The organism is Defluviitalea raffinosedens (assembly GCF_016908775.1).
Classification (GTDB): Bacteria; Bacillota; Clostridia; order Lachnospirales; family Defluviitaleaceae; genus Defluviitalea; species Defluviitalea raffinosedens.
Genome location: NZ_JAFBEP010000010.1, coordinates 25547 through 41541, shown reverse-complemented (window position 1 = coordinate 41541; position 15995 = coordinate 25547). Strand labels below are relative to the sequence as shown.

At 35.8% G+C, this 15995-nt stretch carries 16 protein-coding genes, 2 tRNA genes and 1 other RNA gene; 18 read left to right on the top strand and 1 reads right to left on the bottom strand.

Annotation, left to right across the window (positions count from 1 at the left end; translation table 11 throughout):
• The first annotated feature begins 79 nt into the window (after positions 1-79).
• From JOD07_RS08870 to JOD07_RS08820, 11 genes are all read left to right on the top strand, one after another.
• Entirely contained in the window at positions 80-1303 is a 1224-nt protein-coding gene (locus JOD07_RS08870; protein WP_204613566.1) for a 6-phosphofructokinase, read from the top strand.
• 127 nt (positions 1304-1430) lie between these two features.
• A tRNA-Arg gene (locus JOD07_RS08865) sits at positions 1431-1504 on the top strand.
• A 240-nt stretch (positions 1505-1744) separates the two neighbouring features.
• On the top strand, positions 1745-2116 hold the full coding sequence (locus JOD07_RS08860) for a hypothetical protein (RefSeq protein ID WP_158741485.1): 372 nt from the start codon (positions 1745-1747) through the stop codon (positions 2114-2116).
• Between the two features lie 473 nt (positions 2117-2589).
• On the top strand, positions 2590-3459 hold the full coding sequence (locus tag JOD07_RS08855; RefSeq protein ID WP_158741484.1) for a DUF3881 family protein: 870 nt from the start codon (positions 2590-2592) through the stop codon (positions 3457-3459).
• Between the two features lie 78 nt (positions 3460-3537).
• Positions 3538-3611: transfer RNA gene (locus JOD07_RS08850), tRNA-Arg, on the top strand.
• 390 nt (positions 3612-4001) lie between these two features.
• Positions 4002-5438, top strand: a complete 1437-nt coding sequence (locus JOD07_RS08845) for an NAD(P)/FAD-dependent oxidoreductase (protein ID WP_158741483.1) — start codon at positions 4002-4004, stop codon at positions 5436-5438.
• A gap of 14 nt (positions 5439-5452) precedes the next feature.
• Positions 5453-6709 (top strand): NAD(P)/FAD-dependent oxidoreductase, encoded by a 1257-nt coding sequence (locus JOD07_RS08840; protein ID WP_158741482.1) that lies wholly within the window; start codon positions 5453-5455, stop codon positions 6707-6709.
• A gap of 5 nt (positions 6710-6714) precedes the next feature.
• Positions 6715-7080 carry a DUF1667 domain-containing protein gene (locus JOD07_RS08835; RefSeq protein ID WP_158741481.1) on the top strand — a complete coding sequence of 122 codons (366 nt, stop codon included), beginning with the start codon at positions 6715-6717 and terminating at the stop codon, positions 7078-7080.
• 70 nt (positions 7081-7150) lie between these two features.
• Entirely contained in the window at positions 7151-7729 is a 579-nt protein-coding gene (locus JOD07_RS08830) for a glycerol-3-phosphate responsive antiterminator (protein ID WP_158741480.1), read from the top strand.
• A 51-nt stretch (positions 7730-7780) separates the two neighbouring features.
• Positions 7781-9271: a glycerol kinase GlpK gene (glpK, locus tag JOD07_RS08825; protein ID WP_204613564.1), complete on the top strand. Its 1491-nt coding sequence runs from the start codon at positions 7781-7783 to the stop codon at positions 9269-9271.
• Between the two features lie 38 nt (positions 9272-9309).
• The gene (locus tag JOD07_RS08820) at positions 9310-10014 is read left to right on the top strand and encodes an MIP/aquaporin family protein (RefSeq protein WP_158741478.1); all 705 of its coding nucleotides are present in this window, start codon (positions 9310-9312) and stop codon (positions 10012-10014) included.
• A 205-nt stretch (positions 10015-10219) separates the two neighbouring features.
• On the opposite strand, the gene JOD07_RS08815 is transcribed toward JOD07_RS08820, so the two are convergent.
• Positions 10220-10723: a DivIVA domain-containing protein gene (locus tag JOD07_RS08815; protein ID WP_158741477.1), complete on the bottom strand. Its 504-nt coding sequence runs from the start codon at positions 10721-10723 to the stop codon at positions 10220-10222.
• A 133-nt stretch (positions 10724-10856) separates the two neighbouring features.
• On the opposite strand from JOD07_RS08815, the gene tadA reads away from it, so the two are divergent.
• From tadA to JOD07_RS08780, 7 genes are all read left to right on the top strand, one after another.
• Complete coding sequence (tadA, locus tag JOD07_RS08810) at positions 10857-11321, top strand: tRNA adenosine(34) deaminase TadA (protein WP_158741476.1); 465 nt, start codon at positions 10857-10859, stop codon at positions 11319-11321.
• Positions 11322-11392: 71 nt separating this feature from the next.
• Positions 11393-11657, top strand: an RNA gene (ffs, locus tag JOD07_RS08805) — signal recognition particle sRNA large type.
• Positions 11658-11875: 218 nt separating this feature from the next.
• On the top strand, positions 11876-13480 hold the full coding sequence (gene dnaX, locus JOD07_RS08800; RefSeq protein ID WP_204613562.1) for a DNA polymerase III subunit gamma/tau: 1605 nt from the start codon (positions 11876-11878) through the stop codon (positions 13478-13480).
• Between the two features lie 67 nt (positions 13481-13547).
• On the top strand, positions 13548-13892 hold the full coding sequence (locus JOD07_RS08795) for a YbaB/EbfC family nucleoid-associated protein (protein WP_158741474.1): 345 nt from the start codon (positions 13548-13550) through the stop codon (positions 13890-13892).
• Positions 13893-14492 (top strand): recombination mediator RecR, encoded by a 600-nt coding sequence (gene recR / locus JOD07_RS08790; protein WP_158741473.1) that lies wholly within the window; start codon positions 13893-13895, stop codon positions 14490-14492. It abuts the gene before it with no gap.
• A 221-nt stretch (positions 14493-14713) separates the two neighbouring features.
• Entirely contained in the window at positions 14714-15097 is a 384-nt protein-coding gene (locus JOD07_RS08785) for a VOC family protein (RefSeq protein WP_158741472.1), read from the top strand.
• 93 nt (positions 15098-15190) lie between these two features.
• On the top strand, positions 15191-15712 hold the full coding sequence (locus JOD07_RS08780; RefSeq protein ID WP_243429288.1) for a YcxB family protein: 522 nt from the start codon (positions 15191-15193) through the stop codon (positions 15710-15712).
• Positions 15713-15995: the final 283 nt, after the last annotated feature.

Genomic DNA, 15995 nt, shown 5'->3' with positions numbered 1-15995 from the left:
ATTGTGAAAGCAATTATCAAAGTCCTTTAGAAAAATCAGGATTTATCGATACAGATAAAAATAAGTAAGGAGTGAACATATGATTTCTGGAAATTGTATCATTGCACAATCCGGAGGTCCTACTACAGCCATTAATTCCAGTGCCTGTGGGGCAATTTTTGAAGCTTTAAATCAAAAGTCTATAGAAAAAGTTTTTGGTGCAAGAAATGGTATACAAGGGATCTTAAACGAAGAGCTTTTTGACTTTGCAGAAGAAGAGGCAGAGGAATTAAAATACCTGAAAACAACGCCTTCCTCAGCTCTCGGTTCCTGTCGTTACCGGTTAAAGCAGGATGACTCTTCTGATTATGAAAAGATTTTTAAGGTATTTACTAAGTACAATATCCGATATTTCTTTTATATCGGCGGAAATGACAGTATGGATACGGTCAAGAAGATTCATGATTACGCACAAAAAATTAACTATGAGATCCGTGTAATAGGCATACCAAAAACCATTGATAATGATTTAGTAGGTACAGATCATTGTCCTGGTTTTGGAAGCGCTGCTAAGTATATTGCAACCAGTATTTTAGAGATGTCTCATGATGCTCATTCTTATAAGTCCAATATTGTTACCATTGTTGAAGTGATGGGAAGAAATGCGGGGTGGCTTGCTGCAGCTTCTGCTTTGACAAAAGCTACAGATTTAATTTATCTTCCAGAAGCAGCATTTGATTTTAAGCAATTTGAGAAGGATGTAAGAAGAATATACGAAGAAAAAGGTAAAGTCATGATTGTTGTTTCAGAAGGCATCAAGGATAAGGATGGAAGATATGTATCCACTTTAGAATCCGTCGATGGACATGATAATTTTGGACATGCCCAATTAGGAGGCGTTGGTTCTGTTCTGGAGCAATATGTAAAAGAACATATCGAGAAAAGAGTAAAGAAAATTGAATTAAATATCCTCCAGAGATGTGCCATGCACTATGGATCCAAAACAGATATAGAAGAAGCTTATATGGTAGGGAAGCAGGCTGTAATCTATGGTGTTCAGGGAAAATCTGGATATATGGTAGGATTAAAAAGAATAAGTAACGATCCATATATTTGCGAAACAGAGCTTGTTGATATTCATGAAGTTGCCAATTTTGAGAAGAAATTGCCGAGCCACTGGATTAATAAAGAAGGAAATTTCGTCACTAAAGAGTGTATTGAGTATCTTGTGCCTCTTATTATGGGAGAAGTTGTGATTCCTACAGAGAATGGATTGCCCAGATATGCAAGATTAAAAAAGAAACTCATTGCTCAATCTGAATAGATCAATAGAATTTTTAATTAGGAGGCAAAATAGCCTCCTTCCTTATTATTAATTATTCAAAAATTATCCATTGTTTTTATATGACATATGTGATATAATAATTTTCGCTCATTAATAAATAATAAATGCACGCATAGCTCAGCTGGATAGAGCATCTGACTTCGGATCAGAGTGTCGAGGGTTCGAATCCTTCTGCGTGCGGTATGAAAAACCTTTATCTTTGACAAAAGTCAAGGATAGAGGTTTTTTTGTGTTTATCCCCCCTTCATTGTATATTCTATAAGACCTATTTCGAAATTTGTATAATTATGATATGATAAAATGTCGATTACTATATTGCAGTATAAATTTATATGCAATAATATAAATTTCATCGTTTTATCACGTCACAATACAATATAAGCAATCAAAATTAGGATAAGTTATGGGGGAGAGAGCGTTATGGAGCAATCGCGTTTTTTTAGAATAGGAAAAAGTTTAAAAGTATATGAATATAGTAAGGATGAAATTCTGAAGAAAGGGAAGTTTCCATATATTGAAATCTGTGAAAAAGATGGTATAGTCAACTATGTTCTTTACAATAATATTTTTGGCTGGAAAGTATGGCACAGATTCAATGAAGACAAACAGGAAATCGAATATATAATAGAAGACAGTAAAGGAAGAATAAGAACTTACCAAGAATTAAAACCACAAATACTGTTGTTTTATCTTCTGTTTGAGGATTTTAAAATGGCAAATAAATATAATAGTGAATGCAAACCTTTTAGAAAAGAAGCGGGCATTTTTTTAAGAACGAATTGGGGAATCTAAATAGATTTAAGGAAAATAATTGATACTATAGTTTTATGAAATGAAAAGAATAGAATCACTTATAAAGATAAAAGTTTGAAGGAGTTGAAATTAGTTGAAGAATAAAATATTTTCCTTGGCCTTTAGTCAGAGCGTCGAGATTGGAATCCTTCTGTGTGTGGTATAAAAACCTCTACCTTTGATAAAAATCAAGGTAGAGGTTTTATTTTTATATTACTATATAATGATTAAATTATTGATATACAACCTAAAAAATGTTAATATAAATAGCAAGTTTTTTATGCTTCTTTTTATAAAATAGAATAATCCAATATATAAAATTCTGTAAGATAAAGCCATAAAGAACTTTAGTGTCTTATAGTTTTTTTATGAATATGAAATTGGAAAGTTTATCTTAATATTTAAGGATACAACTTTCCTATTTCGCAAGTGATGTGCTTTTGTACATTTCTTGGATAGGAAGGAGGGAAACTATGGAAACATATATGAGTGCAGTAGGTTTTAAAAGTACGACGAAAAAAAAACAGTGGGATCAGATCATTGATCAGATTTTAAAAAGTGCGACGAAAAAGTTTGTAACCAATCATGATAAAGATCATGTGTTTATAGAATATTTCAAAGAATACGGGCAGAGAATCGGTATTGTACTTAGGGGCCTTTTGGATAATGACAAAGATATTGATTTAGAAACCTGTGAACCTTATGCGGAAGCAAAGTATATGATTGATGTATCTCAGGTAGAAGTTGAAGAAGTAGAAGAGTATTATTATTTTGCAGTTTGTGAAGAAGAGCAAACCGGAACAGAAATTGTATTTCAGCTTCAAAATGTTATAGAATATCTTGAAGTTGAGGATGAACAAGAAGCCTTTATAGAAGGCATTAAGATTGTTGGGTTATCCTCTAAAGGAACAGTTATTCTTCCAGTAGAAAAAACAGAGTCGGATTTGGAATATGAAAAAGAGCAAAAAGAATGGAGAAGACAACTGTTAAAAAGGGCTAAAGAGGGCGACGAGGAGGCCCAGGAAATACTGGATATGGAAGCAGAAGAAACTGCTGAAATTATAGAAGAAAGGCTTCAGTATGAAGACTTTTTGTCTGTAGTAGAAGGGTATTTTATTCCGATTGAGTATTTGGATGCCACCTATTCAGTATTAGGTACGATTGTAGAAGTAGAAACGATTATAAATTCTAAATCTAAAGAAAAAGTATATTGGATGCTGGTTGAAACCATGGAAATGAAGATTGAAATTGTCATCAATGAAAAAGAATTGGTCGGAACACCTTTAGTTGGAATGAGATTTATGGGCATATGCTGGATGCAGGGAACAATTGTATTTTCATAGTACTACTTGACTAAGAAATATAAAATATGTACAATATAAAAGATGATTATGACTATAAAACCTTCTTTTATATTGTATGTTTCCGTAGCTCAGTAGGATAGAGCGACTGCCTCCTAAGCAGTAGGCCGTGGGTTCGAATCCCGCCGGGAACGATGTTTAAAACCTCGTAAATGCGGGGTTTTTATTTTTGTTTTTTATGAACAAAATCGTTAAATTATAAACGAATCTTTGTTAAAATAAGTGAATATAAAATTGAATTCCAGGATAAAAAGATAAAAGTTATGTATTTAAACTTCCACAAATAATGATTGCAACCATTTGTAGAAAACTCAAATAATTTAAGGATGCTTGACTTTTCTAATATTCTGCATTAACATTATGAACATAATACTATATTTTGGCCAAAAATAGAATATAGTATTATTATACAAGAATATAAATAATATATATGTATTTAGGTTGAGACGATGAGAACCTAAGGATACAACTTGATGAGTTGTCCTTAGGTTCTTTTTGTTTAATTTAAGAAATGAGGTGAAGTTATGTATGATGTTGTCATTGTAGGAGCAGGAGTCGTTGGCTGTGCAATTGCAAGAGCGATCTCAAAATATCAGCTTAAATCTTTGGTGTTGGAAAAAGAAAATGATGTATGCTGCGGCACAAGCAAGGCAAACAGTGCCATTGTTCATGCAGGATATGATGCGCTTCCTGAAACTCTTAAAGGAAAACTTAATGCTAAAGCCAATTTAATGTTTGATCAGCTGGCAGAAGAATTAGACTTTCCTTTCAGAAGAAATGGTTCCTTGGTTCTTTGCTTTGATGAAAATGATAAGGATAGACTTTATGCATTAAAAGAAAGAGGAGAAAAAAACGGAGTTCCAGATCTTCAGATTATATCAGGAGATGAAGTAAGAAGAATGGAACCAAATGTATCGGATAAAGTGGTTGCTGCTTTATATGCACCAACAGGAGGGATCGTATGTCCCTTTAATCTAACCATAGCATTGGCTGAAAATGCCAAGGAAAACGGGGTAGAATTTAACTTTAATTCAGAAGTAACAGATATTCATAAATTAGATGATGGTTTTGAAGTAAAAACTAAAGATAAAACGATACGAACTAAAATTCTTATTAACGCAGCTGGAGTTTATGCAGATCAAATCAACAATAAGGTAAGTGCACATAAGTTTACCATTATACCGAGAAAAGGGGAATACAACCTTTTTGACAAATATGTAGGTAACTTAACGGATAAAACCTTATTCCAACTACCTACAAAGTTTGGAAAAGGCGTTTTAGTGACACCTACTGTAGATGGGAACTTACTGGTAGGCCCCAATGCAGTAGATATAGAAGATAAAGAAGATGTCAGTACTACAAGGGAAGGCTTGGATGATATAATGGAAAGAGCTTCGCTTAGTATTAAATCCCTTCCAAAAGGCAACATCATTACTTCCTTTAGCGGCCTAAGAGCCAGAAGTGAAAAAGATGATTTTATTATAGGAGAAGTTCCTGATGTGCCAGGATTTATCAATGCAGCTGGCATTGAATCTCCCGGATTAACCTGTGCACCTCTTATAGGGATTATGGTTTCTGATATCATTAGAGATCAGCTTAACCCTAAGCCAAATGAAAACTTTAATCCAAAACGTAAGGGAATCGTACGATTTAATGAACTGTCTCTTGAAGAGAAAAGGAAAATGATTAAGGAAAGACCTGAATATGGAAGAATCGTTTGCAGGTGCGAATCGGTTACAGAAGGGGAAATCTTAGATGCCATTAACAGACCTCTGGGGGCAAAGGATTTAGATGGCATCAAAAGAAGAACCAGAGCTGGTGCAGGAAGATGTCAGGCAGGTTTTTGCATATCCAGAACTATGGAACTTTTGCACTTACAATTAAATATTCCCCCAACAGAAATAACGAAATTTGGAAAAGCGTCCAAAATACTTGTGGGTACGAATAAAGAATTTATTTAAGGAGGGGGAAGAATATGAATTATGATTTGGTAATCATAGGCGGAGGACCGGCAGGGCTTGCTGCTGCAATAGCGGCTAAGAAAGAAGGCATAGATCATCTTGTCATATTGGAAAGAGAAGAAGAGCTTGGGGGCATATTAAACCAATGCATTCATAATGGATTTGGACTTCATACCTTTAAGGAAGAGCTCACAGGACCGGAATATGCTCAAAGATTTATTGATCAAGTCAATGAACTGTCTATAGAATACAAACTAGATACGATGGTATTAGATATAACAGAAGATAAAACCATTTATGCGATTAACCCTAAAGAAGGCCTTTTAGAGATTCATGCGAAAGCCATTATACTGGCCATGGGCTGCAGAGAAAGGCCACGGGGTGCTTTAACAATACCGGGAAGCAGATGTTCGGGTATTATGACAGCCGGTGCCGCACAGAAATTCGTCAATATGAAAAACTATATGCCAGGAAAAGAAGTCGTTATCCTTGGTTCTGGTGATATAGGTCTTATTATGGCAAGAAGAATGACCTTTGAGGGGGCTAAAGTTAAAGCGGTAATTGAACTTTTACCTTATTCCAGTGGTTTAAAAAGAAATATCGTTCAATGTCTTGATGACTACAATATTCCCTTAAAGCTTAGCCATACAGTAGTCAATATCCATGGAAAAGAAAGATTAGAAGGCGTTACGATTGCCAAAGTAGACAGTAACAGAAAACCTATTAAAGAGACCCAGGAATATATACCCTGTGATACGCTACTGCTTTCAGTTGGTCTTCTTCCTGAAAATGAATTATCAAGAAAAGTGGGTGTAGAACTATCCCCTATAACAGGAGGAGCAGTGGTTGATAATAATTTTCAAACCAGTGTGGAAGGCATTTTCTCCTGCGGAAATGTCCTTCATGTGCACGATTTAGTGGACAATGTGACATTAGAAAGCTATCATGCAGGAAAAAATGCCAGCAGGTATATAAAAGGCTTGCTTAAAAAGGGAGAAACCATTAAAGTAGAAGCTGTTGACGGTGTAAGATATACAGTTCCTCATTTTATAAATCCTTCTGCCGTAGAAAATGATATTATTGTAAGATTTAGAGTTGGAGATGTATTTAAAGGCGCAGCCATAGGGGTTTATTTTGACGATACTAAAGTTCTGCATAAAAAGAGAAGAATCCTGACTCCTGGAGAAATGGAAGAGGTTCAGTTAACTTCAGATCTATTTAGTAAATATCCAGGCACAAAAACGATTACTCTTAAGGTGGAAAGGAGTTAAAACCTATGGAAAAAAAAGAGCTTACCTGTATTGGATGTCCCATGGGCTGCAGTCTTATGATAGAATTGAATGAAAATGTTCCTGTAAAAGTAACTGGCAATGCCTGCAAAATAGGTGAGACCTACGCTGTTAAAGAATGCACGAATCCTACAAGAATCGTAACGACTACAGTTAAAGTTGTCGGGGGAAAATATCCCACTGTTTCAGTTAAAACTTCTAAGGATATACCAAAAGATAAAATATTTGAATGCTTAAAAGCTTTAAAAGATCTGACCGTTCATGCGCCTGTTCATGTAGGGGATATTATATACGAAAACATTCTTGGTACGGGAGTGAATATAGTAGCCACGAGAAATGTTGAAAATTATTAAGAGAAAGATGTAAATTAGTAGTTATAAATATATAAGGCTTGTCATACAGTTTCAGTAGAGGTGAAGTTACATGAGTAATTTTGAAATGCTTTTAGCAGATAATCCTATAGTAGGCGCTATAAGAAATGACGAAGATCTTGACCTAATATGTAAAAGCAGTATAAAAATTGTCTTTGTACTTTATGGCAGCATTTTGAGCATTAAAAAGATTAATGAGACTTTGAAAGAAAATGATAAAATTGTATTCATTCATCTTGATATGCTGGAAGGCTTAAAATCTGATCAAAAAGGGATTGAGTTTATTAAAGAAGTGATTAATCCTTATGGTATTATTTCCACCAAAGGAATGACTCTTAAATATGCTTCTAATTTAGGCATGCTTACAATACAGAGAATATTTATGCTGGATACGCTTTCTTTTGATACGGGAATAAAAAGTGTCCATACTTTTTCTCCAGATGCGGTTGAAGTGCTTCCTGGTATTGCGGCCAAAGCCATAGAAACTCTGGGAAAAGAAATCACTCAGCCAATTATAGCAGGGGGGCTTATAAAAAGTAAAAAAGATGCTATAGCTGCACTGAATGCGGGGGCAAAAGCCATATCTACTTCTTGTTCGGAGCTTTGGGAATTTGAAGAAAAGAGTCTTTAAGACTTAAGGCTCTTTTGATAAAAGTTTTTAATACATAGGGGGGGTTTTACAATGGGTAAATATGTCATTGCCTTAGACCAAGGCACAACCAGTTCCAGATGTATTCTTTTTAACGAGAAGGGATTCATTCAAAGTCTGTCGCAGAAAGAGTTCACCCAAATTTATCCCAAAGCTGGATGGGTTGAGCATGACCCGATGGAAATTTTAGTGACCCAGATCGAAGTTACGAAGGAGGCTATGCAAAAACTCAATGTTACAGCCAAAGACATTGCGGCAATAGGCATTACGAACCAAAGAGAAACAACTGTCGTATGGAATAAAAAAACTGGAGAGCCTATCTACAATGCAATTGTATGGCAGTGCAGAAGAACTTCCGAATTCTGTGATGAACTGAAAGCTGAAGGCTTCGACAAAATTATAAGAGAAAAAACAGGCCTTATAGTAGATGCATACTTTTCAGGAACAAAAGTAAAATGGATTCTTGACAATGTGCCAGGAGCAAGAGAAGAAGCAGAAAAAGGCAATTTACTGTTCGGAAATATAGATACCTGGCTTATTTGGAATTTTACCAGAGGAAAAGTCCATGTTACCGATTATACTAACGCATCCAGAACGATGCTCTTTAACATCCATACCTTAGAATGGGATAAGGAAATACTCGAAAGATTAAACATCCCATCTTCCATGCTGCCAGAAGTAAAACCGTCAAGCTGTGTATATGGTTATACAGATCCTGAAATCCTTGGAGGAGAAATTCCTATTGCCGGAGCTGCCGGAGACCAACAGGCTGCTTTATTTGGCCAGGCATGTTTTAATCCAGGTACTGCAAAAAATACTTATGGAACAGGTTGTTTTTTACTCATGAATACTGGAGAAAAAGCAGTCACATCAAAGAATGGTCTGCTTACAACTATTGCCTGGGGAGTAGATGGAAAAGTTGAATACGCCCTTGAAGGAAGCATATTTATAGCTGGTGCAGCCATTCAATGGTTAAGGGATGAACTGGGAATCATTGAAAAGGCATCAGATTCAGAAGCCCTGGCGAAGTCGGTTGAAGATACAAATGGCGTGTATGTAGTACCTGCTTTTGTTGGACTTGGCGCCCCTTACTGGGATCAATATGCCAGAGGAACGATTGTAGGGCTTACAAGAGGAGCTAAAAAAGAACACCTCGTAAGAGCAACCCTGGAATCCTTGGCTTATCAAACCAATGATGTATTAAAAGCAATGGAAGAAGATTCAGGAATTACCCTTAAAGCCTTAAAAGTGGATGGAGGCGCTTGTGCCAATAACTTCTTAATGCAGTTCCAGGCAGATGTATTGGGTGTTCAGGTAGACAGACCCCAAGTAATTGAAACCACTGCATTAGGGGCAGCTTATCTGGCAGGCCTTGCAGTAGGCTATTGGAAAGATAAAGAAGATATCAAAAAGAACTGGACAATTTCAAGAAGCTTTATGCCCAATATGGATGAAAACAGAAGAAAAGAACTGTTAAAAGGCTGGAGAGAAGCTGTAAAGAGATCCTTAGGATGGGCAAATTAATGGAGAGGTATATTTAAATATTATTGGGGGGTAATGATATGTCAGCTTTCCTGGCTGAGTTAGTAGGGACCATGTGTCTTATTCTTCTTGGGGACGGTGTAGTTGCAAACGTAATACTCAAAAAGACTAAAGGCGCAAACTCTGGTTGGATCGTAATTACCTGGGGCTGGGCTTGTGCAGTATTTATCCCTGCATTAATATTTGGCGGCATTAGCGGAGCGCATTTTAATCCTGCATTGACTATTGCATTGGCTGCTATTGGTAACTTCTCTTGGGCGGATGTACCGATCTATATCATTGCACAAATGCTAGGTGCAATGCTGGGTGCAGTACTTGTTTGGATTCAATATCTCCCGCACTGGGCCGAAACAGAAGATCAAAGAACAAAACTGGGTGTTTTCTGTACCGGCCCTGCAATTAGAAGTTATGGAGCAAACTTAATTTCTGAAATCGTTGGTACTTTTGCATTGGTATTTTTTATCTTAGGATTAGGAACCGTTGAAATGGCTTCTGGTCTTGGAACATTTGCGGTAGGACTTGTTATTTTAGCCCTTGGCGTATCCCTTGGAGGAACTACAGGATATGCTATTAATCCAGCCAGAGATTTAGGCCCTCGCATTGCCCATGCGATTCTTCCTATAGCTGGGAAAGGTGATTCCGATTGGAGTTATGCCTGGGTTCCTGTATTAGGGCCAATTATTGGAGGTTTGCTTGCAGCTTTCTTCTATGTTTCAATTTTTTAAATGAAATTTTATTAGGAGTGATTTTTAAATAGTTCCTTCCATCTTCATAAGGAAAGAGTAAACCAGAATTTCCTTTACTTTTTCTCAATAACGCGTCCATCGGCAAATATATTGAAGGTATAAATATCGTTCCTAATAAAAAATAAGCTCTTTCGAGCTTTTAATAAAGCCTGACATAAATAGATTTATGTTGGGCTTTGTTTTTTTATTCAATTTTGCCAAATAAAGAATCCATTTCTTCTTTTGATAGGCCTTGAGAGAATTCTGTATTTACTTTTTCCACCAAATTTTGAGCCTGGGTTCCTTCAAAGCTTTTTTCATCTATATTTTCTTCTTTTAAATCAAGCGACTCCCGTATGGAATGGATTTCATCTATTAAAGGATGAATATTTTTTTCATCAAATTGAGTAAGATAATTAGAGACTAATTTTTGGTATTCTTTTTGGAAAGCTTTTAAATTTTCTTCTGCTTGATCGAGCATATTTTTCATTTTAGAAAGGCGGCACTTGGCATCATTTTTTATTTGCTCCGCTTCTTTTTTTGCGTCGGATATGAGCTGGTCTGAAATCATTTGAGCGCTTACGATTGCCTGAGTGATGGCTTGTTCTTTTTCTTTGTAGTTATCTATTTGGCTTTGCAATGTAGAGATGTAAGAGTCCACCTGCTGTGGGTCATACCCCTTGCGGACTATAGAAAAATCTGTTTTCATAGGCTACCTCCCGCTATTAATATATTGGTAAAAATGGATGATACTAATAGATTAGCATTAATTTTATTGTAAGGCAATTGAATTTTCATAGTTTCTATGGCAAAATAGTACTATATACAGAAGGAGACTTGTCATGGAAGATTTGGAAATCTACTATATGAAAGAAGCTTTGCTTTTGGCCAAAAAAGCTTTTCAACTAGATGAAGTACCGATTGGAGCAATTATTACTTATAATAACCAAATTATAGGCAGAGGATATAACCAAAGAAATACTAAGAAAAATCCTCTCTCCCATGCAGAAATTCAAGCTATAGAGGAAGCGGCAGTTTACTTAGGGGATTGGCGCCTTGAGGGCTGTACCATGTATGTGACCTTAGAACCTTGCCCGATGTGTGCCGGTGCCATTGTGCAAGCCAGAATGGATAAAGTGGTTTTTGGAACAAGGAATCCCAAGGCAGGCTGTGGAGGTTCTATTCTTAATATTTTGCAAGAAAAGGCTTTCAATCATCAGGTAGAAATTGTGGAAGGAGTCTGTATGGAGGAATGTAGCAGCATTTTAAAAGAATTCTTTTCAAAAATGCGCCTAAAAAGGGAATAAATGGACGTTGACATATGAGTTAAAAATCTGTATACTAGGTAATGCATCACTTGATATAGTTAATAAGATTTCCGTGCTAGCCGGGGAGTTAGCGGTGCCCTGTAACCTGCAATCCGCTGTAGCAGGGGTGATGCCTGCCTGAGGCCTTATCTCTTTAAGGTCTGCCCTTTGTAAGTGGCGATGAGAATCGGGTCTTACGCAATAGAAGTTTACGAACCGTGTCAGGTCCGGAAGGAAGCAGCACTAAGTAAATGTCTCTATGTGCCGTAAGGGTGCCTAGTTTGAGCTAACTGCAAAGGTAACGCTTGGGGAGAATTGTCGAAGGCAGGTGCACGGATCATAATAATAAATAAATATAAAACAGATGGTCAAGCCATCTGTTTTTTTATTTAATGTTACATAGGAATACATAGGAAATCCTTTTTGATTTCCTATGTAATAAAAAAAGCCCTCATTCTTTCTTCTAGCCAAATATGGATTTTATGTTAAAATATAAGGATAAACTATTAAAAAATGCGAACACTTAAAGCGAAAGGATAAAAAGAGGTGTAACTATGTCCTACATGGCCCTGTACAGAAAAAAGAGACCTAAAAGTTTTGAAGATGTATTAGGACAAGATCATATTGTAACGACCTTAAAAAACCAGGTTAAATCCGGGCGAATTGCTCATGCATACCTTTTCTGTGGAACGAGGGGGACGGGGAAAACTTCTACTGCAAAGATTTTTGCCAAGGTTGTCAATTGCAAAGAACCTGTTGACGGACAGCCCTGCAACCAATGCAGTTTGTGCAAAGCCATGGATGAAGGAAGAAGTATGAATGTCATCGAAATAGACGCAGCTTCCAATAATGGAGTGGATAATATCAGGGAGATAAGAGAAGAGGTAAAGTATTCTCCCACAGAAGGCAAATACAAGATCTATATTATTGACGAAGTGCATATGCTTTCTACGGGAGCATTCAATGCACTTTTAAAAACTCTGGAAGAACCTCCTGCCCATATTATTTTCATATTGGCAACGACTGATCCTCAGAAAATTCCTGCCACCATCTTATCCAGGTGCCAAAGATTCGATTTTAGAAGAATCTCTATCGAAGACATTGCCTTAAGGTTAAAGCAATACATGAAGGAAGAAAATGTTGATATTGAAGATAAAGCACTGCATTATATCGCTCGTTTATCAGAAGGATCCATGAGGGATGCCCTAAGTATATTGGATCAGTGTATATCTTTCCACTATGGAAAATCCATTACTCTTGAACATGTATTGGATATGCTGGGGGCAGTGGATAGTGATATTTTCTTTGAATTTACATCCATACTGCATCATCAGGATAGTTTAAAAGCCATAGAGCTCATTGATCAAATTATGATGAAAGGCCGGGATATTGGCCAATTTGTTATGGATTTTATTTCTCATCTTAGAAATTTACTGATCGTACAAAGTACAAGCAATCCGGAAAGTATTCTGGATGTGACCAAAGAACATGTTGAGATTCTAAAGAAACAGGCAAAAGAAGTGGATGGGGTTTCACTGTTAAGATGGATTCGTATATTTTCAGAGTTATCCAATGAATTAAAATATACGGATCAAAAGAGAATCTTGCTTGAAGTGAACATTATAAAGATCTGTCAGCCGATAATGGATGAATCCAGAGATGTTTTGCTCGATAGAATTAAGCTGTTGGAGCAAAAGCTGTCTCAAGGGCTTATGGTAGCCACTAAAGAAGAAGTTAAACCTGAGCTCAAAGCTCTGACAGAAACTAAACCTCAAGTTGTAAAACCTAAAGCAGTTTCTAAAGATATTAAAAAGGGAGTCGATCTGTGGAATGATATCAAGCTGGGATTTGATCCGATGCTGCAGGCACTGCTTACAGATACCAAGGCTGGTTATTTAGAAGACGATATTTATTACATTGTGTTTAAAGATTCTGTGATCATAGACGCTATAAAAAAGAACCATGGGAATGCAATAATAGAAAAAATAGAAGAAACTTTGAAAAAAGAAGTGAATGTAAAGTTCATATCCATTGCAGAATATGAAAAGAAGTATAAAGAAATCTATGGAAATGTAAAAGAATCATCAGAAGAAACAGATCACATCGAAAAAGTAATACAGTTTTTCCAGGATCAAAACATTCATTTGGAAGTATGGTAAATATATTTATTTTTTTAAGTAGTCATGATAATATAAATATGATATAGAAGTAAAGAGGAGGATTTTGATGGCAAAAAGAAGTTTTGGCGGTGGAATACCTGGAAATATGAATAATTTATTAAAACAAGCTCAAAAGATGCAAAAAGAAATGGAAAAGATGCAGCAGGAGCTGGAAGAAAAAGCAATCACTGCAACTGCAGGAGGCGGTGCTGTAGAAGTTGTATTTAACGGCAAGAAGCAAATGCAGTCTATTACCATTAAGCCAGAAGTTATTGATCCGGATGATGTAGAAATGCTTCAAGATTTAATTCTTGCGGCTGTTAACGAAGGACTTCGCCAAGTGGATGAACTCGCTAATCAGCAAATGGGAAGAATTACAGGAGGAATCAATTTACCAGGAGGTCTTTTCTAAATGGGGTATTATGGAGATCCCATGGTGAAACTGATAGAAGCTCTCTCCAGCCTTCCGGGTATTGGAGCAAAAACTGCGCAGAGGCTTGCTTTTCATATTATTCATATGCCGGATGAAAATGTAGAAAATTTATCCAATGCAATTATTCAGGCAAAAAAAAATATAAAATATTGCAGTGTATGTTATACCTTAACGGATAAAGAAAAATGTGATATATGTTCTGATCCTAAAAGAGATGAAAAAACCATAATGGTTGTGGAAGACCCAAGGGATATGGCAGCCTATGAAAGAACGAAAGAGTATAAGGGTTTATATCATATACTCCATGGCGCCATTTCACCCATGCTGGGTATTGGGCCTAAGGATATAAAAATTCAGGAACTTTTAGAAAGAATACAAAATACTGAGGTTAATGAAGTCATTCTTGCAACCAATCCCAACATAGAGGGAGAAGCCACTGCAATGTATATCAGCAAACTTTTAAAACCTCTGGGCATTAAAGTGACCCGTATTGCCAACGGTGTTCCGGTTGGAGGAGACTTGGAATATGTAGATGAAGTTACTCTATCAAGGGCATTGGAAGGACGACGGGAACTGTAATAAAGTTTTTTAATGCGTAAAAAAGTTCTTTAGAACAGGAGAAATTTTAGATTTAATCCTAAAATTTCTCCTGTTTTTTTTGCTCTAGTTTTCTCCAAGTTGGATGTCAGTATATATATTATCTTGAAATTAATATTATAATTAGTGTATAACTTAATTATAATTTACTGCACAATTGTAATCTAATGAAAACTAAATATATAATTTACAGGAGGTATAGAATGAGAATTGAACATGTTGCAATGTATGTAAATGACTTGGAAAAGACAAAGGATTTCTTTATCACTTACTTCAATGCGAAATCAAATGATGGATACCATAATAAGAATACTAATTTTAAATCATATTTTTTAACATTTGATCATGGGGCAAGATTAGAAATTATGAATAAACCGAATATGGAGGATATAGATAAAACTTTGTTCCGTACTGGGCTAATTCATATTGCTTTCAGTGTTGGAAGCATAGAAAAGGTTAATGAACTTACAGAGCGCCTCAGAAAAGATGGCTATAAAGTAATTAGTGGTCCAAGAATTACTGGCGACGGATATTATGAAAGCTGCATAATTGGTATAGAGGGAAATCAAATTGAGATAACAGTATAAACTCACTCTGTTGAAGAAATGCAAATACATTTGATATTGCGCGTATGTAGATCAATGGGATGATATCATTATAATTAACACAGGAGGGATAAAATGGAACAACCTAAAATCACTATTCATACAACGATGTCCAAAGAAGACTACAGGAAATTTTTGTACATTGCAACCTTCAGAAGAAACAAGGCGATCATTCCTTTCATAGCATTCCTTGCTTTGATTGGGAGCACCATAGTGAGTCTGGATAATGGCCAGTTTAATTTTATAAAACTTATTATAAGCTGGATCTTTTTGTTTGCACTGGCAATCGTCGTCGTTATATTTAAAGTTGAAAGGAAAAATGCACAGCGCATCAAAACAGATAAAACAGGCGCTTTTGATAGCATAAACACCTTAAAATTTTATGAAGACAGACTGGTTATAGAGAATGAGGGACTTAAATCCACTGGCGAGCTAAAGTATGATCAATTTTTTGCTTTAATGGAAACAAAAGATTATTTTATTTTCTATTTAACGGGAAACCAGGCATCCTTGGTAAGGAAAAAAGATGTAGAGGATCTGAATGCTTTCAGGGAATTTATCATTAAAAAGTTTGAAGGCAGATATAAACATATATAACTGTAAAATCTGTACATAAAAACTTATTTAAAGTTTTTAAGACTTTACTTTATAGTTTGAACAGTTTTATTTCTGGACTACATTAAGCAACATGGTTTTATAAGATAAAACACTTATAAGATCATGTTTTTTTATTGCACAGAAAATTCTTAAGGATTTCTTATACAATAAAATCTTCAGGCAGGATACATACTCGCCTATATCCTATTTTATAATAAAACCTTATATTTACTGCTATGATTGCATTACAAGACTAACTGACAACACTATAGTTAGTTGAATG

Excerpts from the sequence above, each read along its gene's own strand:
- recR (WP_158741473.1), top strand. The coding sequence starts at position 13,893 with ATGGGGTATTATGGAGATCCCATGGTGAAACTGATAGAAGCTCTCTCC.
- dnaX (WP_204613562.1), top strand. The coding sequence starts at position 11,876 with ATGTCCTACATGGCCCTGTACAGAAAAAAGAGACCTAAAAGTTTTGAA.
- tadA (WP_158741476.1), top strand. The coding sequence starts at position 10,857 with ATGGAAGATTTGGAAATCTACTATATGAAAGAAGCTTTGCTTTTGGCC.
- JOD07_RS08815 (WP_158741477.1), bottom strand. The coding sequence starts at position 10,723 with ATGAAAACAGATTTTTCTATAGTCCGCAAGGGGTATGACCCACAGCAG.
- JOD07_RS08860 (WP_158741485.1), top strand. The coding sequence starts at position 1,745 with ATGGAGCAATCGCGTTTTTTTAGAATAGGAAAAAGTTTAAAAGTATAT.
- JOD07_RS08780 (WP_243429288.1), top strand. The coding sequence starts at position 15,191 with ATGGAACAACCTAAAATCACTATTCATACAACGATGTCCAAAGAAGAC.
- JOD07_RS08820 (WP_158741478.1), top strand. The coding sequence starts at position 9,310 with ATGTCAGCTTTCCTGGCTGAGTTAGTAGGGACCATGTGTCTTATTCTT.
- JOD07_RS08840 (WP_158741482.1), top strand. The coding sequence starts at position 5,453 with ATGAATTATGATTTGGTAATCATAGGCGGAGGACCGGCAGGGCTTGCT.
- JOD07_RS08795 (WP_158741474.1), top strand. The coding sequence starts at position 13,548 with ATGGCAAAAAGAAGTTTTGGCGGTGGAATACCTGGAAATATGAATAAT.
- JOD07_RS08855 (WP_158741484.1), top strand. The coding sequence starts at position 2,590 with ATGGAAACATATATGAGTGCAGTAGGTTTTAAAAGTACGACGAAAAAA.
- JOD07_RS08845 (WP_158741483.1), top strand. The coding sequence starts at position 4,002 with ATGTATGATGTTGTCATTGTAGGAGCAGGAGTCGTTGGCTGTGCAATT.
- JOD07_RS08785 (WP_158741472.1), top strand. The coding sequence starts at position 14,714 with ATGAGAATTGAACATGTTGCAATGTATGTAAATGACTTGGAAAAGACA.
- JOD07_RS08835 (WP_158741481.1), top strand. The coding sequence starts at position 6,715 with ATGGAAAAAAAAGAGCTTACCTGTATTGGATGTCCCATGGGCTGCAGT.
- glpK (WP_204613564.1), top strand. The coding sequence starts at position 7,781 with ATGGGTAAATATGTCATTGCCTTAGACCAAGGCACAACCAGTTCCAGA.
- JOD07_RS08830 (WP_158741480.1), top strand. The coding sequence starts at position 7,151 with ATGAGTAATTTTGAAATGCTTTTAGCAGATAATCCTATAGTAGGCGCT.
- JOD07_RS08870 (WP_204613566.1), top strand. The coding sequence starts at position 80 with ATGATTTCTGGAAATTGTATCATTGCACAATCCGGAGGTCCTACTACA.